Annotated in this window: 20 protein-coding genes and 1 pseudogene; 16 read left to right on the plus strand and 5 right to left on the minus strand. The window is 71.6% G+C overall.

Translation table 11 applies throughout. The features are described from left to right. Positions 1 to 128 precede the first annotated feature (128 nt). Entirely contained in the window at positions 129 to 998 is an 870-nt protein-coding gene (locus tag AB0J02_RS31540) for an SAM-dependent methyltransferase (protein ID WP_363197220.1), read from the plus strand. Between the two features lie 512 nt (positions 999 to 1510). Here the strand turns inward: AB0J02_RS31540 and mmuM are convergent. Continuing rightward, entirely contained in the window at positions 1511 to 2440 is a 930-nt protein-coding gene (mmuM, locus tag AB0J02_RS31545) for a homocysteine S-methyltransferase (protein WP_363197221.1), read from the minus strand. An 87-nt stretch (positions 2441 to 2527) separates the two neighbouring features. Next, a complete protein-coding gene (locus AB0J02_RS31550; protein WP_363197222.1) occupies positions 2528 to 3049 on the minus strand; it encodes a DUF4389 domain-containing protein in 522 nt (173 codons plus the stop codon). Positions 3050 to 3146: 97 nt separating this feature from the next. Here AB0J02_RS31550 and AB0J02_RS31555 point away from each other — a divergent pair, with 97 nt between their 5' ends. Next, the gene (locus AB0J02_RS31555; protein ID WP_363197223.1) at positions 3147 to 3515 is read left to right on the plus strand and encodes a VOC family protein; all 369 of its coding nucleotides are present in this window, start codon (positions 3147 to 3149) and stop codon (positions 3513 to 3515) included. 16 nt (positions 3516 to 3531) lie between these two features. Here the strand turns inward: AB0J02_RS31555 and AB0J02_RS31560 are convergent, their stop codons facing one another. Both AB0J02_RS31560 and AB0J02_RS31565 read right to left on the minus strand, forming a co-directional pair. Beyond that, positions 3532 to 4230 (minus strand): helix-turn-helix domain-containing protein, encoded by a 699-nt coding sequence (locus AB0J02_RS31560; protein ID WP_363197224.1) that lies wholly within the window; start codon positions 4228 to 4230, stop codon positions 3532 to 3534. Positions 4231 to 4250: 20 nt separating this feature from the next. After that, a pseudogene (locus AB0J02_RS31565) lies at positions 4251 to 4532 on the minus strand (cupin domain-containing protein); the annotation flags it as partial. Positions 4533 to 4613: 81 nt separating this feature from the next. Between AB0J02_RS31565 and AB0J02_RS31570 the strand changes: the two are divergent. After that, positions 4614 to 5459 (plus strand): NAD(P)H-binding protein, encoded by an 846-nt coding sequence (locus tag AB0J02_RS31570; protein ID WP_363197225.1) that lies wholly within the window; start codon positions 4614 to 4616, stop codon positions 5457 to 5459. A 30-nt stretch (positions 5460 to 5489) separates the two neighbouring features. Here AB0J02_RS31570 and AB0J02_RS31575 read toward each other — a convergent pair whose 3' ends face one another. Further along, positions 5490 to 6680, minus strand: coding sequence for a YihY/virulence factor BrkB family protein (locus AB0J02_RS31575; protein WP_363197226.1), 1191 nt, complete (start codon positions 6678 to 6680; stop codon positions 5490 to 5492). A 604-nt stretch (positions 6681 to 7284) separates the two neighbouring features. Between AB0J02_RS31575 and AB0J02_RS31580 the strand changes: the two genes are divergently transcribed. The 13 genes from AB0J02_RS31580 to cysD form a co-directional block, all read left to right on the plus strand. Further along, on the plus strand, positions 7285 to 9690 hold the full coding sequence (locus AB0J02_RS31580) for a Pls/PosA family non-ribosomal peptide synthetase (RefSeq protein ID WP_363197227.1): 2406 nt from the start codon (positions 7285 to 7287) through the stop codon (positions 9688 to 9690). 4 nt (positions 9691 to 9694) lie between these two features. Beyond that, positions 9695 to 11767: a non-ribosomal peptide synthetase gene (locus AB0J02_RS31585; RefSeq protein WP_363197228.1), complete on the plus strand. Its 2073-nt coding sequence runs from the start codon at positions 9695 to 9697 to the stop codon at positions 11765 to 11767. A 12-nt stretch (positions 11768 to 11779) separates the two neighbouring features. Then, positions 11780 to 12787 carry a TauD/TfdA family dioxygenase gene (locus tag AB0J02_RS31590; RefSeq protein ID WP_363197229.1) on the plus strand — a complete coding sequence of 336 codons (1008 nt, stop codon included), beginning with the start codon at positions 11780 to 11782 and terminating at the stop codon, positions 12785 to 12787. Continuing rightward, on the plus strand, positions 12784 to 13812 hold the full coding sequence (gene sbnB / locus AB0J02_RS31595) for a 2,3-diaminopropionate biosynthesis protein SbnB (RefSeq protein WP_363197230.1): 1029 nt from the start codon (positions 12784 to 12786) through the stop codon (positions 13810 to 13812). Before AB0J02_RS31590 ends, sbnB begins: the two co-directional genes overlap by 4 nt. A gap of 54 nt (positions 13813 to 13866) precedes the next feature. Next, positions 13867 to 14859, plus strand: coding sequence for a 2,3-diaminopropionate biosynthesis protein SbnA (gene sbnA, locus AB0J02_RS31600; protein WP_363197231.1), 993 nt, complete (start codon positions 13867 to 13869; stop codon positions 14857 to 14859). 52 nt (positions 14860 to 14911) lie between these two features. Further along, positions 14912 to 16555 (plus strand): acyl-CoA dehydrogenase family protein, encoded by a 1644-nt coding sequence (locus tag AB0J02_RS31605; protein ID WP_363197232.1) that lies wholly within the window; start codon positions 14912 to 14914, stop codon positions 16553 to 16555. 237 nt (positions 16556 to 16792) lie between these two features. Next, positions 16793 to 18079, plus strand: a complete 1287-nt coding sequence (locus AB0J02_RS31610; protein WP_363197233.1) for a GAF domain-containing protein — start codon at positions 16793 to 16795, stop codon at positions 18077 to 18079. A gap of 70 nt (positions 18080 to 18149) precedes the next feature. Then, positions 18150 to 18740 (plus strand): GNAT family N-acetyltransferase, encoded by a 591-nt coding sequence (locus AB0J02_RS31615; protein WP_363197234.1) that lies wholly within the window; start codon positions 18150 to 18152, stop codon positions 18738 to 18740. A 328-nt stretch (positions 18741 to 19068) separates the two neighbouring features. Then, entirely contained in the window at positions 19069 to 20769 is a 1701-nt protein-coding gene (locus AB0J02_RS31620; protein ID WP_363197235.1) for a nitrite/sulfite reductase, read from the plus strand. Continuing rightward, complete coding sequence (locus AB0J02_RS31625) at positions 20766 to 20954, plus strand: hypothetical protein (protein WP_363197236.1); 189 nt, start codon at positions 20766 to 20768, stop codon at positions 20952 to 20954. Before AB0J02_RS31620 ends, AB0J02_RS31625 begins: the two co-directional genes overlap by 4 nt. Further along, positions 20951 to 21661 carry a phosphoadenylyl-sulfate reductase gene (locus tag AB0J02_RS31630; protein ID WP_363197237.1) on the plus strand — a complete coding sequence of 237 codons (711 nt, stop codon included), beginning with the start codon at positions 20951 to 20953 and terminating at the stop codon, positions 21659 to 21661. Before AB0J02_RS31625 ends, AB0J02_RS31630 begins: the two co-directional genes overlap by 4 nt. Beyond that, positions 21654 to 22232, plus strand: coding sequence for an adenylyl-sulfate kinase (gene cysC, locus AB0J02_RS31635; RefSeq protein ID WP_363197238.1), 579 nt, complete (start codon positions 21654 to 21656; stop codon positions 22230 to 22232). Before AB0J02_RS31630 ends, cysC begins: the two co-directional genes overlap by 8 nt. Beyond that, on the plus strand, positions 22229 to 23150 hold a 922-nt coding region (cysD, locus tag AB0J02_RS31640), incomplete at its 3' end, for a sulfate adenylyltransferase subunit CysD (RefSeq protein WP_363197239.1). The genes cysC and cysD, both read left to right, overlap by 4 nt.

Below are 23150 nucleotides of genomic sequence, written 5' to 3' on the forward strand. Positions count from 1 at the left end.
GGCACGGACGACGGCAGCCGTGCACAACGCGCCTTTGTGCAGCGGGAGTTGGGTACACAGGTCACCGGGATACCTTGTGCCCCGCGCGCACCACGCCTCGCGCGTCGCCGACACGACAGGGGGACCCCATGACCGACCGAGAGATCCGCGAGCGCATCGACACCTCGCGGCCGCACCCGGCCCGGGTCTACGACGCGCTGCTGGGCGGCAAGAACCACTATCCCGTCGACCGGGCCGCGGCCGACGGCTCACTGCGGCACAACCCGCGCGGCTATCTCGACGTGCGGCACAACCGTGACTTCATGCGGCGCGCGGTACTGCACCTGACGCGGGACGTGGGGCTGCGGCAGTTCCTCGACATCGGCACGGGACTGCCCACGAGCCCGAACGTGCACGAGATCGCGCAGAGTGTCGCCCCCCGGACGCGGGTCGTGTACGTCGACCACGACCCGGTGGTCCTGGCGCACGCCCGCGCCCTGCTGGCCAGCGATCCGCAGGGACGCACCGCGTACCTCGACGCGGATCTGCGCGCCCCGGAGACGATCCTGGCGGGCGCCGGGGCCACGCTCGACCTGGACCGGCCGGTGGCGCTCGGGCTCGGCGCGATCCTGCACTTCGTGGAGGCCCCGGCGGCCCACGACATCATGGCGGCCCTGCTCGACGCCCTGCCGTCCGGCAGCGCGGTCTTTCTCAGCCATCTCACCGCCGACCTCAACCCGGAGACGATCGTGCCGGGCCTGAAGGCGACGGGCCTGCCGTTCACGCTCCGCTCCCGCGCCGAGTTCCTGCGGCTGTTCACCGACAGCGGCCTGGAGCCGGTCGACCCCGGTGTCGTGCCGGTCCACCGGTGGCGGCCCGACGGCACGTGGAGCGAGCCGCCCCTGGAGCCGGAGGACCTGGGCGGGCTGGATGCCCTGGACCGGGCGGCGCGGCGCGGCATCGGCGACGTACGGGACGAGGACATCAACATCTACGGGGCGGTCGCCCTCAAGCCCTGAGCACCGCGGGGAACAGTCGCGCCGCGCCCCGGGTTCGACCACCTCGCAGCGACACCACGGTCAACTCGCGCTGGCGATCGGGGCGCTGACCGGCGAGGTGGTGCGCCGGGTGACGCGCCGGGCCAGGGCTCGGGGCCGCCGGGTGGCTCGGCGACAACCAGCGGTGATGGCAGAAGGACGTGCACGGCCGGCGGCCCGGACCACGAGGGTGAGGTCACCGCAGAGCGCCGAAGTCCGGTCGCCTGCCGCAGAGTTGAGGTGGACGATGCCCGAGTTATGGCTGATCACCGGTGCGAACAGCGGCTTCGGCCGCGCCTTCACCACCGCGGCCGTCGGCGAGGGCGAACCGCTTCGACGACCAGGGCCCTTCTGACGGATCTCCGCGGCGTCGCGGCTTCCGGCACGCACCCTCGCCGCACGGCGCGAAGGGACAGGTGGCTCCGCCACATGACCCGCCGCGGCTCATCGGTCCCGGCGGGCCGGGTACCCGGGGAGCAGGAGGCAACGGACGCTCAGGTTCCCGACAGCGCTCGGGCGACATCGGTGATCGCCGGTGTCCCGATCCGGCAGCACCCCCCGATGATCCGCGCACCCTCCGCCCGCCAGCCCGCGACCCGCTCGGGGCCGAACGTCGAGCGGCCCACCCAGCGGCGCGCCCCCGCGTCCCAGGTCTCCCCGCTGTTCGGGTAGACGACGACCGGTTTGCCGGTGATCCGGGCGGCCAGGGACACCGCCCGGTCCGCGTCCTGCGGAGCGCAGCAGTTGATGCCCACCGCCACGATCTCCGCCGCGTCGGCGGCGAGCCGGAACGCCTCCTCCAGGGGCTGCCCGGCCCGGGTCCGGTCCCCCTCGATGCTGTACGAGAGCCACGCCGGCACTCCGAGGCCCCGCACCGCCCGCAGCAGCGCCTTCGCCTCGTCCGTGTCCGGCACCGTCTCCAGGGCGAACACGTCCGGCCGCGCCGCCGCCAGTGCCTCCAGGCGCGGCCGGTGGAACCGTTCGAGTTCGGCCACGCTCAGCCCGTACCGCCCCCGGTACTCGGAGCCGTCCGCGAGCATCGCCCCGTACGGGCCCGCCGACGCGGCCACCCACAGCGGCCGCTCCGTCCGGGTCTCACGTGCCGCGCGCCGCGCCAACTCCACGCTGAGCGCCATGAGTTCGGCCGCCCGTCCGGGCCCGATGCCACGCCCCGCGAACCCCTCGAACGTGGCCTGGTAGCTCGCGGTGATGGCGACGCTCGCGCCGGCCTCGTAGTAGGCGCGGTGCGCCGCGACGATCGCCTCGGGCGCCTCGGCCAGCAGCCGCGCCGACCACAGCTCATCGCTCAGGCCGTGTCCGGCGGCCTCCAGCTGGTTGGACAGGCCACCGTCCAGGACGACGACCAGGCCCTCGGCGAGGGCGCGGGGAAGGCTGGGCCGTGCGGGCGCGGTGTCGCTGGTCATACGGGCGAGCCTACGTCGCCGTCAGGTGGCGCGGCCGCGCCGGCAGGTCACGCCACCCCTTGGGACACCTGCGCGATACGCCACGTGTCATGCGAACTGCGGCTCGCGCGCGCCCTGGTCCAGGCGGAACGGCGGGTACACGTCGGCCATCGGGGCCGTGTGGACGATGACCCGCGCCGCCCAGCGGTGCGGAGCGAGGTTCAGGTCGTGCATGCCGTGCGGGTAGCTGCCCGTGAAGAGCAGGGCGACGCCCGAGAAGAAGGTGAGGAGCGCGACCAGGCCGCGCGAGAGCCGGGCGGGGGACGCGGCGCCGAGGGAACCGTAGGCGTAGCAGGCCACGCGCCGGCCCCAGCGCGGTACACCGACGTTGAAGTCGAACAGGGCCTTAGGGAAGCGGGCCGTGAAGAGGATCGCGAACCAGGCGATCACGGAGACGATCCCGAAGGCCCCGAGGGCGATGAAGAGGAGCGGCAGGGCGATGTGGTGCGGGATCACGAGCAGCCGCTTCACCAGCCACAGCCGGCGCGACAGCGTCGGCTCGTAGTCGGCCTCCAGGGTGACGGGCTCGCCGGAGTACACGCTCGGGACGGTCGCCGTCGCGGTGGACACGTCTCTCGTCCACGTCGGCCGGGTGCCACGCACAAGGAGACGCGGGGTGTCCGTTTCGTACAAGACCGGGCGGCGTACGGGTGTCTACGGTGAGGCCATGACTGACAGCACCGTCCGCATGGACGCCATCGGGATCAGCTCTCGCGACCTGGCCGCCTCGCTCGCGTTCTACCGCCTCCTCGGCCTCTCCTTTCCCGAGGGGGCGGAGGAACTCCCGCACGTGGAGGCGGAGTTGCCGGGCGGCATCCGGCTCATGTTCGACCCGGACGACAGTGGCGCGGACCGTGGCCCCGGCCGGATCGCGCTCGCCTTCCACTGCGGTGACGCCGCCGGGGTCGACGCGACGTACGCGGCGCTGACCGGCGCGGGACACCACGGCGAGAGCAAGCCGTGGGACGCCGTGTGGGGGCAGCGCTACGCCGTCCTGCACGACCCGGACGGGAATCAGGTCGACCTGTTCGCCTGATGCCCGCGGGTTCCTCTCAGGCCAGCCTGCCGAGCGTCAGGCCCGTCAGGTCCCGTACGTCACGGGCCAGATGGGGCTGGTCCGTGTAGCCGGCCCGGACGGCGGTCTCCGCGAACGGGACGCCCGCGCGGGCCAGCGCCAGGGCCCGCTGCAACCGCAGCACCCGGGCGAGCGTCTTGGGCCCGTAGCCGAACGCGGCCAGTGAACGCCGGTGCAACAGGCGAGGGTTGAGCCCTGTCGCCGCAGCCGTCTCGGTAACGCTGCGGCCCGCGTCCAGGGCTGCCGCGACGCGGGCGAGCAGCGGGTCGGGCGGCGCGGCGGCACGCGCCGCCATACGGACGGCGACGCGCTCCAGTTCCGCCACGGGGTCGGCGGCCGCGTCGATGCGTTCGGTGAGGCGGCGGGCGTCGGCGCCGCGCCACAGTGCGGCCCACTCGGCTCGTGTGTCCCGCAGTTCGTGCGCCGGTACGCCGAGGTAGGCGGGGGCCGTGCCGGGGGCGAAGCGGATGCCCGCGTACCGGCGGCCAGCGCCGTGCTCGGAGGCGTGGGCGCGTGTGTCGGGTCCGGCGACGAACAGCCGTCCCTCGCTCCAGATCAGGTCCATGCAGCCGTCGGGCAGCACGGGATACGGAGCCCCGGGGCCGGGGGCGGCGGTGCGCGTCCAGAGCACCGCGCCGGGGACCCGGCTCGGCCGTTCCTCGTAGGTCCCGGTCATCCGCGGTGCTCCTGCGACCGGCACACCTGCCCGGGGCCGATCTCGGCGCGGGGCGCGGTGGCCGGGTCGTCGCAGCAGACGTACGCGTCCGGGCCGCGGGCGATGGCGATGTCGCCGGGGCGGAGGCGCCGGGCCGGTCCTTCGCCGTCGGGCAGCAGCCACGCGTCGCCCTTGCCCATGATCATGACGGTGAGGGGTGCCTCGTCGGCGATCCGCACGGACCACGGCACCTCGAAGCAGGCCCGGATCATGAAGGCCCCCCGAGCCCGCGGCCCGTCCAGGAGCCCTGCGCGTACGTCCATGACGGCAGCGTAGACGGAGGCTTATGGCGGTGAGCGGCTCGCGGATGGTTCCTCGCGCCGCCCCGGAGTTGAGTGGTGGGCATGACGGAGACCAAGCAGAACATGACGACGGTACTGGTGACCGGGGCGACCGGCCGGACGGGGCGCCGGGTCGCCGAGGCGGCGCGCGCCGCGGGGCTGACCGTACGGTCGGCCTCACGGACGGGTGCGGTGCGTTTCGACTGGGCGGACCCGGTGACGTGGGACGCGGCGCTGCGCGGCGCCGACGGGGCGTATCTGGCGTACCCGTCGGACATCGGGGCACCGGGCGCGGCGGAGGCGGTGGGTGAACTGGCCCGGCGGGCCGTCGCGCTCGGCGTCCGGCGGCTCGTGCTGCTCTCGGCGCGCGGGGAGGACCGGGCCCGGCCGGCCGAGGAGGCGCTGCGGGCGCCGGGGGCCGAGTGGACGGTCCTGCGGTGCGCGTGGTTCCAGCAGAACTTCAGCGAGGGCCCGCTGCTCGACCGGGTGCGCGGCCCCGAGCCGGCCTTCGCGGCGCCGGACGCGCTGCGTGAGCCGTTCCTCGACGTGCGGGACATCGCGGAGGTCGCGGTGGCGGTGGTGCGGGAGCCCACCGGGCGGTATGCGGGCGAGGTGCTGGAGCTGACCGGTCCCGAGCTGCTCACGTGGGGCGAGGCCCTGTCCGCGGTGGCGCGGGCCACGGGCGCGGCGAAGCGGTACGTGGCGGTGCCGGTGCGCGACTACGGCGCCGCGCTGGGCGGGTTCGGGGTGCCCGAGGAGGAGGCGCGTTTCCTGGTGGAGCTGTTCGGCACGCTCCTCGACGGGCGGAACGCGTCGGTGACGGACGACGTGGCGCGGGTGCTCGGGCACGGCCCGCGCCCGTTCGGGGCGTTCGCCACGGAGGCGGCCGCCGCCGGCACGTGGAAGTAGTACCCGCGCAAGCGGAGAGTCCCGCCCGCGCTACTCGTCCTTCTCTTCATCGTGCGGCGGAGTGCTCCCGTGGCTCTCCCCGTGACTCTCCCCGTGGCCGTCCCCGTGCTTGCGTACGTGCGTGCGCAGGCGGGACGTCACGTCCTCCGGGGGCAGGAACTTCGACCAGCGCTCCGGGAACTCCGACGGCATGTCCGGGTCGTCGGGGTCCTGCGGGTCGTCGGCCGAGCGGGCCGTCGCGATCGCCATGTACTGCGCGGCGGCGGCCGACCGCACCCGCTCGTTCGAGGCGCGTGCCGCGGCCGTGGCGACCGACGGCCAGACGCGGTCGATCGCGGCGTTCACCGCGGCGCCGACGAGTACCGCGAACGCCGAGACGCCGATCCACAGCAGCACCGCGACGGGTGCCGCGAGGGAGCCGTAGATCGTGGGCCCCTCGATGGTGTTGGTGAGGTAGAGGCGGAGCAGGAAGCTGCCGGGGATCCACATCGCGAGGGCGACCAGCGCGCCCGGCACGTCCTCGATCCATGGGGAGCGTACGGGTACGGACACGTGGTACAGCGTCGTCAGGAAGGCGACGGACAGGACGAGTACGACCGGCCAGTACAGGACCTGGACGACCGACTCCGACCAGGGGACGAGGCCGATCACCGCGTCGGGGCCCGCGATCATCAGCGGCAGCGCCACCGAGCCGACGACGAGCCCCACGAGGAAGAGCAGGAACGCGAGCAGCCGGGTCTTCACGATGCCGCGGACACCGTCCAGGCCGTACATCACGGTGACGGTGTCCACGAAGGTCGACACCGCCCGCGAGCCCGACCACAGCGAGATCAGGAAGCCGATGGAGATGACGTCGGGGCGGCCGCCCTTGATGACGTCGTCCAGGATCGGCTGTGCGATCTCCTTCACGCCCTGGTCGGTGAGGACCGTGCGGGAGGCCTCCAGGATGTTGTCGCGGACGCCGGCGATCGTGTCCGCGCCGGTCCACGAGTCGACGTAGGCGAGCAGGCCCACCATCGACAGCAGCAGGGGCGGGACGGACAGCAGGGTGAAGAACGCCGCCTCGGCCGCGAGGCCCAGGATGCGGTACTCCATGCACGAGTTGACGGTGTCCTTGAGCAACAGCCAGGCGGTCCTGCGCTTTGAGACGTTCTGGTAGAGAACGCGGGCCCGGTGGAGACGGCCGGACGGCGGTGGGGGGGATTCACTTGCTGGCTGCACGCCTCAAAGGTATCCGCCGCGGGAACGTGTGCTCATCCCCCGGTGCCGCTGCCTGCGCGTCTTCGTCCGCGGCGGCCCGGCCGCGGCTCACTGTTCCCAGCGGTGCCGTCCGGTCGCGCAATAGCACAGAAATGGCGCGGCAACCCAGGACAGACCTCACGAAAAATAGCCTCTCCGATTCCTGTCATGGCCGCGCTGGCCGAATAATGCGGGAGTGAAAAACGGAGGCGGCACCGGCAAATACGCCGTCCCTTCGGTGAGTTCCCCGGCACGGCGTCCGGCGCGTCTCGAAATCGGGCATGAGCACGTCACGCAGAAGCCGTCGGAAACAGCCAATGCTCGAAAGCCACTTGAAGCGTTCATGAGTCACCCGAAAGAATTCCGATCGTATTCAGTGCACACGCCGTCGACCGATCGAACACCGACCGGCAACGCACAGTCCGGGGGGACATACAACGGGGGAACATTCAGGGTCATCAGACGTGGCCCGCTTCATCCGCGTTTGCTCCTCACGCTCACTGCACATCCAACCCACACTCAATTCGCGCGCGTTCCGGCATTTCAGAAATGGCGCGAAACATGAGTATCAGCACGAGGAGTTCATGTGCCGAACGGCACCGAACGCGTTCTCGCCGAAGTACTGGCCGGTGTCGTCCGTGTGGACCACGTTCCACCTGACAGCCACTTCTTCGACGATCTCTGCGCCAACTCTCTTGTCATGGCGCATTTCTGTGCCCGGGTCCGCAAACACGGGGACCTGCCGGCCGTCTCGATGAAGGATGTCTACGGCCACCCGACGATCCGAAGTCTTGCCGCGGCCCTCGACGAGGCCCCGGTCGCGAAGGTGTTCGAGCCCGAGCCGCCTCCACCGCCCGGCAGCACCTTCAGCTATCTCCTGTGCGGGGCCCTGCAGTTGCTCGCCTTCGCCCTCTACTGCGCGGGCGCCGGGATGCTCGCCGCCCGCGGCTTCGCCTGGGTCTCCGCGGGCTCGGGTTTCCTCGACACCTATACGCGCTCCGCGCTGCTCGGCGGAGCGATCTTCCTCGGCGCGTGCCTGGTGCCCGTCGCCGCGAAGTGGCTGCTCATCGGCCGCTGGCGGGAGACCGAGTTCCCGGTGTGGAGCCTCGCCTACGTCCGCTTCTGGCTCGTGAAATCGCTGCTGCACGCGAACCCGATGGCACTGTTCGCCGGCAACCCGGTCTACGTGCTGTACCTGCGGATGCTCGGAGCCCGCATCGGCCCCGGCGTCACGATCCTCTCCCGCTCCGTCCCGGTCTGCACCGACCTGCTGACGATCGGCGGCGGCACCGTGATCCGGAAGGAGGCCTATTTCCTCGGCTACCAGGCCCACGCCGGCGTCATCCGCACGGGTCCCGTCACCCTCGGCCGATCCGTCTTCGTCGGTGAGAAGACGGTCCTCGACATCGGTACGTCGATGGGGGACGGCGCCCAGCTGGGCCACGCGTCGGCGCTGTACGACGGCGCCGCGGTGCCCGCCGGGCAGCACTGGCACGGCTCCCCCGCCGAACGCACCGACGTCGACTACGTCCGGGTGCCACAAGCCCCCTGCTCCACCCTCCGCCGGGTGCTGTTCGCGGTGGGCGGTCTGCTCCAGGCGCTCCTCGTCGTCGTACCGCTCACGGTCGGCGGGACCGAGCTGCTGCTCACCGAAGCGCCCGCGCTGGACGTACTGATCGCGCCCGACTCCCACGACCTGAGCTCGCCGGCGTTCTACGCCGAGGCGTTCGGTCTGTCGATCGTCGGCTTCGGGGCGGTCATCCTCATCGGCCTCGCCACCGTGTCCCTGGTGCCGCGCGTGCTGGGGCTGATGCTGCGCCCGGGCCGCACCTATCCGCTGTACGGCGTGCACTACTCGGTGCAGCGCACGATCGCCCGGATGACCAACATCAAGTTCTTCAAGTGGCTGTGCGGCGACAGCTCGTACATCGTCCCGTACCTGCGGGCCATCGGGTACGACCTCTCGCAGGTGGAGCAGACCGGCTCCAACTTCGGTACCGAGGTGGGGCACGAGACGCCGTACCTGGCGAAGGTCGGCAGCGGCACGATGGTCGCCGACGGTCTGTCGATCATGAACGCCGACTTCTCCGCCACGTCGTTCCGCGTCGCGCAGGCGACGATCGGGCCGCACAACTTCCTGGGCAACCACATCGCCTATCCGACGGGCGGCCGCACCGGCGAGAACTGCCTGCTCGCGACGAAGGTGATGATCCCGCTGGACGGCCCGGTCCGCGAGGGCGTGGGGCTGCTCGGCTCGCCGCCGTTCGAGATCCCGCGCACCGTGGAGCGCGACACCCGGTTCGACCACCTGCGCGAAGGCGAGGAGCTGCGCCGCGGGCTCTCCGCGAAGAACCGTCACAACCTGCGCACGATGGTGCTGCACCTGTTCCTGCGGTGGGTGCACTGGTTCGCGCTGACGGTGATCGCGTTCGCCGCGTTCGACCTGTCCGACGTGGCCGGCGGAGTGCTGGTCGGCGTCTCCATGATCGCCGCCCTCGCTTTCAGCACCGGCTACTACATCCTGGTCGAGCGGATGATCTGCCGCTTCCGGCCGCTCGTTCCGCAACTCTGCTCGATCTACGACCCGTACTTCCGGTGGCACGAGCGGCTGTGGAAGGTGCAGGACAACCACCTCGTGGTGTTCAACGGGACGCCGTTCAAGAACGTGGTGTGGCGGCTGCTCGGCGTACGCATCGGCCGCCGGGTCTTCGACGACGGCGTCTCCATCACCGAGCGCACGCTGGTGACGATCGGCGACGACGTCACCCTCGCCGCGCACACCAAGGTGCAGGCCCACTCGCAGGAGGACGGCACCTTCAAGTCCGACCACATCACCATCGGCGCGGGCTGCACTGTCGGCACCGGTGCGCTGGTGCACTACGGCGTGACGCTGGGCGAGGCCGCGGTACTCGCCCCGGACTCGTTCCTGATGAAGGGCGAACAGGTGCCCCCGGGGGCGCGTTGGGGCGGCAATCCGGCGACGGGGAGGTAGGGGCATGACAACGATCCCGCAGTGGACGCACGACCCGCGGCCGGGTACCGCGGAGTATGAAGTACGGCTTCCCGAGGGCCTGTTGGCGTCCGAGTCCGCACTGGCGGTCGCGCACGAGCGCGTCCTCGCCGAGCTGTCCGCCGAGCGCGACGACAGCGCGCTCGAAGTGAGCGTCGCGGGCCGTGTCCTGCGGCTGCGCTACCGCACCGACGTCCTCGACCACGAGGCGGCCGAGCGGATCGCCGGCTACCACCTCGCCGCGCTCATCGAGCCCGGCCGCCGGAGCCTGCTGTCCGAGGACGAACTCTGCTACCAGCTGGAGGAGTTGGCCGGTCCGCACCGCGTACTGCCCGACCGGCGCGTGCACGAGCTGTTCGAGGAGCGGGCGGCCGCGCATCCGGACGCGGTGGCCGTCGTCGCGCAGGACGGGCAGTGGACGTACGGAGAGCTCAACTCCCGGGCCAACCGGATCGGCCGGGCGCTGCTCGCGCGCGGGCTGCGGCCCGAGGGCGTCGTCGCGGTGGTGAGCGAGCGGACCATGAACTGGATGGCCGCCGTCCTCGGCGTCCTGAAGGCGGGCGGCGTGTATCTGCCCGTCGAGCCGCACTTCCCCGCCGCACGCATCGCGACGACGCTCACCCGGGCGGAGTGCGACCTGGTCATCGCCGAGGACGGCGCGACGTATCCCGGTGACACCCTCTCCGTGGCGGACGCCGTCGCCGAGGGGCACGCGGACGGCGATCTCGGAGTGCCCGTCGCGCCGGACCAGCTCGCCTACATCTACTTCACGTCCGGCTCCACCGGCGAGCCCAAGGGCGCCATGTGCGAGCACGCGGGGTTCCTGAACCACGTACTCGCCAAACTCGACGACCTCGGCATCGGTACCGGACAGGTGGTGGCGCAGACAGCGCCCCAGTGCTTCGACATCTCCCTGTGGCAGCTGCTCTCCGCGCTGCTCGTGGGCGGGCGGACGCTGCTGGTGGAGCAGGAGGCCATCCTGGACGTGCCGCGCTTCGTGGAGACCATCGAGCGGGGCCGGGTCAATGTGCTCCAGGTGGTGCCGTCGTACCTGGAGGCCGTCCTGGCCGAGCTGGACGCACGCCCCCGCGAACTGCCCGATCTGCGCTGCGTGTCGGTGACCGGCGAGGCGGTGAAGAAGGAGCTGGTGCGGCGCTGGTTCACGGCGCGGCCCGGGGTCCGGCTCGTCAACGCGTACGGGCTGACCGAGACCTCCGACGACACCAACCACGAGGTCATGGACCGGGTCCCGGAGCACGACCGGGTCCCGCTCGGCCGGCCCGTCGCCAACGTACGGATCTACGTCGTCGACGAGGACCTGGTGCCCGTGCCGCTCGGGGCGCCCGGCGAGATCGTCTTCTCGGGCGTCTGCGTCGGGCGCGGCTACGTCAACGACCCCGAGCGCACCAAGGCGGCGTTCGGCGAGGACCCGTACCGGCCGGGCGAGCGGCTCTACCGCAGCGGCGACCACGGACGCTGGCTGCCCGACGGGAAGCTGGAGTTCCTCGGCAGGCGGGACGGCCAGGTGAAGATCCGCGGCTTCCGCGTCGAGATCGGCGAGATCGAGAACACGCTGCTCCGGGTGGACGGCGTCCGCGACGGCGCGGTGATCGTCGTACGGGGCACGCAGCTCGCCGCGTTCTGCACAGGCCCCCGGCCGGTGGCCGCCGGCATCGTGCGGGAGCGGGTCGCCGCGTCGCTGCCCGCCTACATGGTCCCGGCCGTCGTGCACTGGCGTGAGCGGCTGCCGCTCACCGCCAACGGAAAGATCGACCGCCGGGCGCTCACCGCCCTCGCCGAAGAGCTCGCAGGGGGCACCGACCTGCCCCGCACGGACACCGAGCGCCGGCTCGCCGACGCCTGGGCCGAGGTGCTCGGCATCCCCGCCGGCCGGATCGGCCGCCACGACCACTTCTTCGACCTCGGCGGCTCGTCACTCTCCGCCGTGAAGCTGGTGATCGCCCTCGACCGGGTGATCACCCTCAAGGACGTCGTCAGCCAGCCGGTCCTCGCGGAACTCGCGGGACTGCTCGACCGGACGACCGCTCAGCGCCACTGAAGGGAAGACTCGATGCACCGTCCGAATCCATCCCCACTACCCGACGACATCTCGCTCGTCCCGGGCAGCCCACCCTTGTTGACCGCCGCCGGCGGCGGCGACCCGGAGGGCTGGGCTGCCGAATACCACGACGCGCTGCGGGCCGCCGTCGCCACCCACGGCTCCGTCCTGGTCCGTGGGCTCGGCCTCGCCGAACCCGGCGCCATAGCGGCCGTCTTCCGGCGCCTCGCCCCCTCCCTGATGCCCGACCGGGAGCCCTTCGCGCCCCGGCGCACGTACACGCAGGGCGTGTACTCGTCCTCCAAGTGGCCGCCGAACCAGCAGATGTGCATGCACCACGAGATGAGCTACGCCCTGGAGTTCCCCGGCATGCTCCTGTTCGCCTGCCTGGAGGCACCCGCGTCCGGCGGGGCGACCGGCGTCGCCGACGCGGCGGCCGTCCTCGAAGCGCTGCCCGCCGAGCTGACCGCCCGGTTCCAGAAGGAGGGCTGGATCCTCGCCCGGACCTACCACGACGAGATCGGGGCATCGGCCGCCGAGGCCTTCGGCACCGACGACCGCGACGCCATCGCCCAGTACTGCCGCACCAACGCCATCGACTTCGACTGGCAGCCCGACGGGTCGCTGCGCACCCGCCAGCACCGCAGCGCCGTCATCCACCACCCGGCCGACGGCCGCCCCCTGTGGTTCAACCAGATCGCCTTCCTCAGCGAGTGGACGATGGAACCCGAGGTGCGCGAGTACCTCACCGACGTCTACGGCCCCGAAGGGCTGCCGTTCACCACGCGCTTCGGCGACGGCAGCCCGATCGGCGAGGACGTCATCCGCGTGATCAACGAGGTGTACGACGCGCACACCGTCCGCGAGCCGTGGCGCTCCGGCGACCTGCTGCTCATCGACAACCTCCGTACCGCGCACAGCAGGGAGCCCTTCGACGGCCCGCGCGAGGTCCTGGCCGGACTCGCCGACCCGGTCCGGCTCGCCGACTGCGCGCCCACGGTCGAGGTGAGCGCCGCGTGAGCGCCGCCGCTCCGGCCTTCGCCGTGATCTCCGGCCGACAGGTCCAACAGGCCCTGTACGCACGGGAGGTGGAGATCGCCGAGCTGGTCGAGTCCGTGTACCGGCTGCACGGCGCGGGCGACACCGTGAACCCGCCGTCGTACTTCCTGCGCTTCCCGGACCGTCCGTCGGCGCGGATCATCGCGCTGCCCGCCTCGCTCGGCGGGCCGCTGCGGGTGGACGGCCTGAAGTGGATCTCCAGCTTCCCCGGCAACACCGCCTCGGGTCTGCCCCGGGCGTCGGCCGTGCTGATCCTCAACGATCCCGGCACCGGATACCCGTACGCCTGCCTGGAGAGCTCGGTCATCAGCGCCACCCGCACCGCGTCCTCCGCGGCGCTCGCCGCCGACCGGCTCAGCCGCACCAGGACCCGTCCGGCGCGCGTCGGCTTCCTCGGCACCGGACTGATCGCCCGCTACGTCCACACCCATCTCGCCGCCAACGGCTGGGAGTTCGACGAGACCGGCGTGCACGATCTGTCCGCGGAGAGCGCGGAGGGGTTCCGCGGCTATCTGGAGCGGGCCGGGACCAAGGGGCGGATCACGGTGCACGACACCGCGCAGTCGCTGATCCGCGAGAGCGACCTGCTGGTCTTCGCGACGATCGCCGGCGAGCCGCACATCCACGACCCGTCGTGGTTCGGCCACCATCCGCTGGTGCTGCATCTCTCGCTGCGCGACCTCGCGCCCGAGATCCTGCTGGCATCCGCCAACGTCGTCGACGACGTCGAGCACTGCCTCAAGGCGAACACCTCCCCGCACCTGGCCGAACAGCTCACCGGCAAGCGGGAGTTCATCGACGGCACGCTGGAGGACGTACTGACCGGACGGATCACCGTGCCGGCCGACCGCACGGTGGTGTTCTCACCGTTCGGCCTGGGGGTGCTCGACCTCGCGGTCGGCCGGTTCGTCCACGACGAGGTCGCCAGGAGGGGCGAACTCCACGTCGTGGACGGGTTTTTCCACGAGTTGAGCCGGTACGGCTGACGGCTCATTCGTGGTGCGCAAGGGGGGACACGGGGGACACTAGAGGGGGGAATCATGCCTGTTATCACCGATCCTGCGAGGTTCAACGAAGAACAGCTCTACGTCGACCTGCGGGCCGCGCTGGGGCTGCCGCTGTATTTGAAGTGCGAGGGGTTCAACTTCGCCGGTTCGATCAAACTGAAGGCGGCCACCGAGATGGTGGACGCCGCCGAGCGCGACGGCAGGCTGCGGCCCGGTTCGGTGCTTGTCGAGTCGTCGTCCGGGAACCTGGGGGTGGCGCTCAGCGTCATCGCGGCCAGCCGCGGCCACCGGTTCCTGTGCGTGACCGACGTGCGCTGCAACCAGCCGACGATCCGGCTGATGGAGGCGCTCGGCAGCCGCGTGCACGTCATCGAGGACCCGGCGGGGGACGAGGGACTGCTGGGCGCGCGGCGCGCGTACGTGCGGGCGCTGTGTGCGGCCGACGACCGGTACGTGTGGCTCGACCAGTACAACAACCAGGCCAACTGGAAGGCGCACTACCGCACCACGGCGCCGGCCATCGCCGACCATTTCCCGCGCCTTGACGTCCTGTTCGTGGGGGCCGGCACCACGGGGACGCTCATGGGGTGCGCCCGGTGGTTCTGGCAGTGGAAGCGCCGGGTGCGCATCGTCGCCGTCGACAGCGTCGGCTCGGTGAGCTTCGGCGGGGCACCGGCCCGCCGGCTGATCCCCGGGCTCGGCACGAGCGTGCCGCCGCCCATGCTCGACCGGTCGTACATCGACGACGTGGTGCACGTGGAGGAGGCGGACACCGTCCGCGCCTGCCGGTCCCTGGCCGGCCGGGGATTCCTCTTCGGCGGTTCGACCGGCACGGTGATCAGCGGCGCGCAGCGCTGGCTGGAGCTGCACGGCCGGCGCGGTATGACGGCGGTGGCGATCGCACCGGACCTCGGTGAGCGCTACCTCGACACCGTCTACCGGGAGGGCTGGCCGCCGGCGGAGGCCGACACCACGGCCGAGGCAGAGCGGCGCAAGGTGGCCGCGATGGCCTCTCTGGCCGGCTGACCATCGGCGGCGCGGTCGCGACGCGGGCCGCGCCGCCGGTAGGTTCGCCCTCATGTCGGGCAGCACGCACACGGTGACCAACCAGACCCCGCCCCTGGTGGGGTACGACGTCTTCGACGCCGACCGGGCCCTCACCGAGGGCCTGGAGCGGTATCTGGACCCAGCGCTCCTGGACGAGACCCGGGCGGAGCTCACGGTGCTCGGCCGGGCCGCCGGTTCCGCCCAGGCGCAGGAGTGGGGGCGCCTCGCGAACGAGTACCCACCGGTGCTGCGCACCCACGACCGGTACGGCCACCGGATCGACGAGGTCGACTTCCATCCGTCCTGGCACCGCCTGCTGGGCAAGGGCGTCTCCGCGGGGCTCACGGCGGCGTGGACGCGTCCGGCCGGGCATCTGCGGCGCGCGGCCGCGTTCCTCGTGTGGTCGCAGGTGGAGGCGGGGCACCTGTGTCCGCTGTCCATGACGCACGCGGCGGTACCGGCGCTGCGCGGGCAGCCCGACCTGGCCGCGGTGTGGGAGCCACGGCTGACGTCCACGGTCTACGACTTCGGGCTGCGGCCCGCGTCCGACAAGGCCGGGGCGCTCTTCGGCATGGCGATGACGGAGAAGCAGGGCGGCAGCGACGTACGCGCCAATACGACGCGTGCGCAGGCCCTCGCCGACGACGGGGCGTACGCGCTCACCGGGCACAAGTGGTTCTGCTCCGCGCCGATGTCGGACGGGTTCCTGGTGCTCGCGCGGGCCGACGAGGGCCTGACCTGCTTTCTCGTACCGCGGGTGCTGGAGGACGGGGCGCGCAATCCGTTCGCGATCCAGCGGCTCAAGGACAAGCTGGGCAACAGGTCGAACGCGTCGGGCGAGGTCGAGTTCGACGGGACATGGGCGCGACGGGTAGGGGACGAGGGGCGCGGGGTGCGCACCATCATCGACATGGTCGCGGCGACCCGGCTCGACTGCGTGCTCGGCTCCGCGGCGCTCATGCGGCAGGCGGTGGCGCAGGCGATCCACCACTGCACGCACCGCGAGGCGTTCGGCGGGAAGCTCGCCGACAAGCCGCTGATGCTCAACGTGCTGGCCGATCTGGCCCTGGAGTCGGAGGCCGCGACGACGCTGGCGCTGCGGCTCGCGACGGCGCAGGACCGGGCGGACGGCGGCGACGAGCAGGAGCGGGCGTTGCTGCGGCTCGCCGTGCCGGCCGCCAAGTACTGGGTGACCAAGCGGTGCACGCCGGTCGCGGCCGAGGCCCTGGAGTGTCTCGGCGGCAACGGGTACGTGGAGGAGTCGGGCATGCCGCGGCTGCTGCGCGAGTCGCCGCTGAACTCGGTCTGGGAGGGCTCGGGCAACGTCCAGGCCCTCGACGTCCTGCGGGCGCTCCAGCGCGAACCGGCGGCGTTCAACGCGTTCCTGTTGGAGGTCGGCACGACGCGCGGCGCCGATCACCGTCTGGACGCCGCCGTGAAGGACCTGCTGACCGAACTCGGCGATCTGGACGGTATCGAGGCGCGGGCGCGGCGGCTCGTGGAGCGGATCGCGCTGGTGCTGCAGGGGTCACTGCTCGTGCGGTACGCGCCGGCCGATGTGGCAGACGCCTTCTGCGCGTCGCGGCTCGGCGGGGACCGGGGCGCGGCGTTCGGGACGCTGCCGCACACGCTGGGGTTCGCGGAGATCGTGGAGCGGGCCCGGCCGGTGTCCTGACCGCGGAGGCTCTTCGCGGGGATGGTGCTGCGCCGACACGGCACCATCCCCGCCTTTCAGGCCCCCTGAGGAGCTCGAACACCGCCGGGGCGGCGTTGGTGTCAGTTTCAAACGCCCTACGGTCGTTCGCCAGGGTTGCAGGGGGTTGCAACCACCCTTCCCCAAGGCCCACCCTTGCCGTGGCTCGGACGTGCCGCATAGGCGTGGCGTAACTCCCTGCATACCGAGGATTCAGGCATGAACAAGGACTCGACGATCGACCTGGCGCGGCTGTCCGCGATGGACGCGGCGCTCGCGTCCCGCCTGCTCAGGGATGTGCGCGACGCGACGCTCGCCGGGCAGCGGCCGCCGGTCCTGCCCCGGCCGGAGATCGGCGAGTCCTGGGGGCGGATGCTGCGCGACGGCGTCGATCCCGACCACGACTTCCGCGCGGGGCTGCTCGGTGTCGACGAGGTGGAGGAGCGGCGCAGTTCCTCGCCGCTGCTGCGCGTCATGCCGGTGCTGCGCGAGGCACTGGTCTCGGTGGCCGAGGCGGCGCAGCACATCATGGTGATCAGCGATGCCGACGGCCGGATCCTGTGGCGCGAGGGGCACCCGGGTGTGCTGCGCAAGGGCGACCGGCTCGGCTTCGAGGTGGGCGCGCACTGGGCCGAGGACGTCGTCGGTACGAACGGTGTGGGGACGCCGCTGGTGACGCGGCGGCCCGTCCAGGTGTTCTCCGCCGAGCACTTCGTGCGCTCGCACCACGCGTGGACGTGCGCGGGCGCGCCGGTGACGGATCCGCGCGACGGGCGGCTGCTCGGGGTGGTGGATGTCAGCGGCCCGCTGGAGTCGATGCATCCGGCGACGCTGTCGTGGGTGCGGTCGGTGGCGCAGCTGGCGGAGGCGCGGCTGCGCGAGCAGCACATGGGCGGCCTGGAGCGGCTGCGGGCCGTGGCGGCGCCGGCCCTCGCGCGGATCGGCGGCCGGGCCCTGGCCGTCGACGGCAACGGGTGGACGGCGGCGGTGACCGGGATGCCGCTGCTCGACCGGGTGGCGCTGCCCAAGTCGCTGACGGAGGGCCGCTGTTTCGTGCCGTCGCTCGGCGCGTGCAAGGCGGCGCCGCTGCCCGGCGGCTGGCTGCTCGTGGTGGACGACGCCCCGGAGCCGCTCGGCGCGACCCGGATACTGCTGGATGTGAGCCGGCCGCGCCGCTGGTCGGTCGAGGTGTCGGGCCCGGCCGGTTCCTGGACCCATGAACTGAGTCTGCGGCACGCCGAGTTGCTGTACCTGCTGGCCTGCCATCGGGGTGGCCGCAGCGCTTCGGGTCTGGCCGAGGACCTGTTCGGGGACCCGGCGCGGACGGTGACGGTGCGCGCGGAGCTGTCCCGGGTGCGCCGCTACCTCGGCGGTCTGCTGGCGCACCGCCCGTACCGCTTCCTGGAGGACACCGACGTACAGGTGCTGCTGCCGGGCGACCCGCTGGACCTGCTGCCGCACTCGACGGCGCCGGCGGTCCACCGGGCCCGTACGCCCGCGCTCTGATGTCGCCCGGGGCGGCGGTGGGACGCCGGTCCCTTGGCCCGGGAGCTCCGGCCGTGATGCCATGTGCCGCATGAGCAGCAGCAACGTCACCGTCACCACGTGGTCCCTCGAACAGACCTCCCCGGCCGACCTGCGTCCCGCCGGCCCGCCCGCGGGCGACGTACGGATCGTGCGGGCCGCGGTGCCCTCGCCCGAGTTCAGCCGGTTTCTGTACGCGTCCGTGGGCGGCGACATCAAGTGGGTCGACCGGCTCGGCTGGACGTACACACAGTGGCAGGAGCAGCTGGCGCGGCCGGGCGCCGAGACGTGGGTCGCCTACGACAGGGGGACGCCCGCCGGGTACGTCGAGCTGGCCGCGCAGGACGACGGTGTCGTGGAGATCGTGTATTTCGGGCTCGTTCCGGCCTTCCGCGGCCGGCGGATCGGCGGGCACCTCCTGTCGTACGGCATCGCGCGCGCCTGGGACCTGGCCGAGCGGTGGCCGGAGCGGACGCCGACGAAGCGGGTGTGGCTCCACACGTGCAGCCTCGACGGGGAGTACGCGATGGCCAATTACGAGCGGCGCGGGTTCCGCTTGTTCCGGACGGAGACCGGCGAGGAACCGGAGGTGGCGGCTCCGGGTCCGTGGCCCGGCGCGTTCCCCTCCGCCCGACCTCATTAAGGGCGAATAAGACCTTTCACCGTGCCGGTATGTGATCGGCGCCACCATCGTCCACGATGTGGGACAACTGCGTCCAAATGACGGACGATGGTGGACCGGGCCCAAAGTCCCATGACACGCTTCCGTCATGTCTACAGCTGGAATCGCCTTGGTGAGTCGACGGCACGTCGACTACGGCCGCATGTCCAGCGCCATCTGTCCGGCGCGCTGAGAGAACCAGCACCGCCGACTTTCCCGCATTTTCTGAATCCCCCTGCGCACCGCCGCGCCCGAGCGCGAAGTGTGCAGCTCAGAGCCGCACCCAGCCTGCCTTGAAGGACGTACATCCATGGCTGCCACTCCTGAAAAGCCCGCTGCCGCCGCGCCCCGCCGCAAGGTGAGCCGTCACCGTGGCGAGGGCCAGTGGGCCGTGGGCCACTTCACGCCGCTCAACGGCAACGAGCAGACCAAGAAGGACGACGACGGTCTCAATGTGCGGACACGCATTGAGACGATCTACTCCAAGCGCGGTTTCGACTCCATCGACCCCGGTGACCTGCGCGGACGCATGCGCTGGTGGGGTCTGTACACCCAGCGCCGGCCCGGGATCGACGGCGGCAAGACCGCCATCCTCGAACCCGAGGAGCTGGACGACAAGTACTTCATGCTGCGCGTGCGCATCGACGGCGGCCAACTGACCACGCGGCAGCTGCGTGTCATCGGCGAGATCTCGCAGGAGTTCGCGCGCGGCACCGCCGACATCACCGACCGGCAGAACGTCCAGTACCACTGGATCCGGATCGAGGACGTCCCGGAGATCTGGAACCGGCTGGAGGCCGTCGGTCTGTCGACCGTCACCGCCTGCGGCGACACGCCGCGCGTGATGATCGGCTCGCCGGTCGCCGGCATCGCCGAGGACGAGATCATCGACGCCACCCCGGCCCTTGAGGAGATCAAGCGCCGCGTCCTGAACAACCCGGCGTACTCGAACCTGCCCCGCAAGTTCAAGACCGCCATCTCCGGCTCCCCGCTGCTCGACGTGGTGCACGAGATCAACGACGTCTCGTTCGTCGGTGTCGAGCACCCCGAGCACGGTCCCGGCTTCGACCTGTGGGTCGGCGGCGGTCTGTCCACCAACCCCAAGCTGGGCGTGCGGCTGAACGCCTGGGTGCCGATCGAGGACGTCCCCGACGTCTACGAGGGCGTCATCTCGATCTTCCGTGACTACGGCTACCGCCGGCTGCGCACCCGCGCCCGCCTGAAGTTCCTGGTCGCCGACTGGGGCCCGGAGAAGTTCCGCCAGGTCCTGGAGGACGAGTACCTCGGAGGGCGCAAGCTCACCGACGGGCCCGCCCCGGCGCAGCCCTCCCAGCAGTGGCGCGACCACATCGGCGTGCACCGGCAGCGGGACGGCCGGTTCTACGTGGGCTTCGCCCCGCGCGTGGGCCGCGTCGACGGCACCACCCTCACCAAGATCGCCGAGTTGGCCGAGGCACACGGCTCCGGCCGGGTGCACACCACGGTCGAGCAGAAGATGATCGTCCTCGACGTCGAGCAGGACCGGGTCGACTCGCTCATCGAGGGCCTGGAGGCGCTGGACCTCACCGCCCGCCCCTCCACGTTCCGGCGCGGCACGATGGCCTGCACCGGCATCGAGTTCTGCAAGCTCGCGATCGTCGAGACCAAGCAGCGCGGCGCGCAGCTCATCGACGAACTGGAGCGCCGCCTCCCGGAGTTCGACGAGCCGCTCACCATCAACCTCAACGGCTGCCCGAACGCCTGCGCCCGCATCCAGGTCGCGGACATCGGCCTCAAGGGCCAGCTCATGCTCGACAAGGACGGCGAGCAGGTCGAGGGCTACCAGGTGCACCTCGGCGGCGCGCTCGGCCTGGAGGCCGGGTTCGGCCGCAAGGTGCGCGGCCTGAAGGTCACGTCGGCCGAGCTGCCCGACTACATCGAGCGGGTCCTCAAGCGCTTCCAGGCAGAGCGCGAGGACGGCGAGCGGTTCGCCACCTGGACCACCCGCGCCTCCGAGGAGGCCCTCTCATGAGCGAGCGCGCGGCCCCCTTCTACTGCCCCTACTGCGGCGACGAGGACCTCCGGCCCAGCGAGGCCGCCGGGGCCGGCCACGGCGCCTGGGAATGCGCGGCGTGCAATCGAGCCTTCCAGTTGAAGTTCCTCGGGCTGCTGGCCCGAGGGGCTCAGCGCAACGACGGTGGAGGGGAACAGATATGACGACAGCTCAGATCTCGTCGGACACCGAAGAGTTGAAGGCGCTCGCCGAGCAGGCCGGCCGGGACCTGGAGGACGCGTCCGCCCTGGAGATCCTCCAGTGGGCGACCCGCACCTTCGGCAGGAAGTTCTGCGTGACCTCGTCCATGGAGGACGCGGTCGTCGCCCACCTCGCCTCGCGCGCCCTGCCCGGTGTGGACGTCGTCTTCCTCGACACGGGCTACCACTTCGAGGAGACCATCGGCACCCGCGACGCCGTCGAGGCCGTGATGGACGTGAACGTCGTCACGCTCACCCCCCGGCAGACCGTCGCCGAGCAGGACGCCGAGTTCGGCCCGAAGCTGCACGACCGCAACCCCGACCTGTGCTGCGCGATGCGGAAGGTGAAGCCCCTGGAAGAGGGGCTCACCACGTACACCGCGTGGGCCACGGGACTGCGCCGCGACGAGTCCCCGACCCGCGCGAACACGCCGGTCGTCAGCTGGGACGAGAAGCGGCGGAAGGTCAAGGTCTCCCCGATCGCCCGCTGGACGCAGGACGACGTCGACGCGTACGTCGCGGAGCACGGCGTCCTCACCAACCCGCTGCTGATGGACGGGTACGGCTCCGTGGGCTGCGCCCCGTGCACCCGCCGCCTCCTGGAGGGCGAGGACGCCCGCGCCGGACGCTGGGCGGGCCGGGCCAAGACCGAGTGCGGCATCCATGGCTGAACGCACGGACGTATCCCAGACTTTGGAGACGCAAGTGACCGGAGCCACGATCTGGCTCACGGGTCTGCCGAGCGCCGGCAAGACCACCATCGCGAACGAGCTGGCGGACACGCTGCGCGCCGAGGGCCGGCAGGTCGAGGTGCTGGACGGCGACGAGATCCGCGAGTACCTCTCGGCGGGCCTCGGCTTCAGCCGCGAGGACCGGCACACGAACGTGCAGCGCATCGGTTTCCTGGCCGAACTCCTCTCCCGCAACGACGTGTTGACGCTCGTCCCGGTCATCGCGCCGTACGCGGACAGCCGCGAGGCGGTGCGAAAGCGCCACCAGGTGGGCGGCACCGCGTACTTGGAGGTGCACGTCGCCACTCCGGTGGACGTGTGCTCCGTACGCGATGTGAAGGGGCTGTACGCCAAGCAGGCGGCGGGCGAACTCTCCGGGCTCACCGGGGTCGACGACCCGTACGAAGCACCCGAATCGCCCGACCTGCGCATCGAGTCGCACCACCAGACCGTGCAGGAGTCCGCGGCCCAGCTGCGTGCGCTGCTCACCGAAAGGGGTCTCGCCGTATGACGACCGTAGTGACCGTCTCCGAGGAGACCGACAGCCCTTACGCGCTGAGCCACCTGGACGCCCTGGAGTCCGAGGCGGTGCACATCTTCCGCGAGGTGGCGGGCGAGTTCGAGCGGCCGGTGATCCTCTTCTCCGGCGGCAAGGACTCGATCCTCATGCTGCACCTGGCGCTGAAGGCGTTCGCGCCGGCCGCGATCCCCTTCTCGCTGCTGCACGTCGACACCGGGCACAACTTCCCCGAGGTCCTGGAGTACCGCGACCGCGTCGTGGCCGAGCACGGCCTGCGTCTGCACGTCGCCTCCGTGCAGGACTACATCGACCGCGGGGTGCTCAAGGAGCGCCCGGACGGGACGCGTAATCCGCTGCAGACCCTTCCGCTCACGGAGAAGATCCAGGCGGAGAAGTTCGACGCGGTCTTCGGCGGCGGCCGCCGCGACGAGGAGAAGGCCCGCGCCAAGGAGCGCGTGTTCTCCCTGCGCGACGAGTTCTCGCAGTGGGACCCGCGCCGCCAGCGCCCCGAGCTGTGGCAGCTCTACAACGGCCGGCACGCGCCCGGCGAGCACGTGCGGGTCTTTCCTTTGAGCAACTGGACCGAGCTGGACGTGTGGCAGTACATCGCCCGCGAGAACATCGACCTGCCGGAGATCTACTACGCCCATGAGCGCCCGGTGTTCAGCCGGAACGGCATGTGGCTGACGGCCGGCGAGTGGGGCGGCCCGAAGGACAGCGAGACGGTCGAGACCCGGCAGGTGCGCTACCGCACCGTCGGCGACATGTCCTGCACCGGCGCCGTCGACTCGGACGCGACGACCATCGAGAAGGTCATCGTCGAGATCGCCGCGTCCCGGCTGACCGAGCGGGGAGCCACCCGCGCCGACGACAAGATGTCCGAGGCCGCGATGGAAGACCGCAAGCGCG

This window comes from Streptomyces sp. NPDC050264 (assembly GCF_040655895.1).
Lineage (GTDB): Bacteria > Actinomycetota > Actinomycetes > Streptomycetales > Streptomycetaceae > Streptomyces.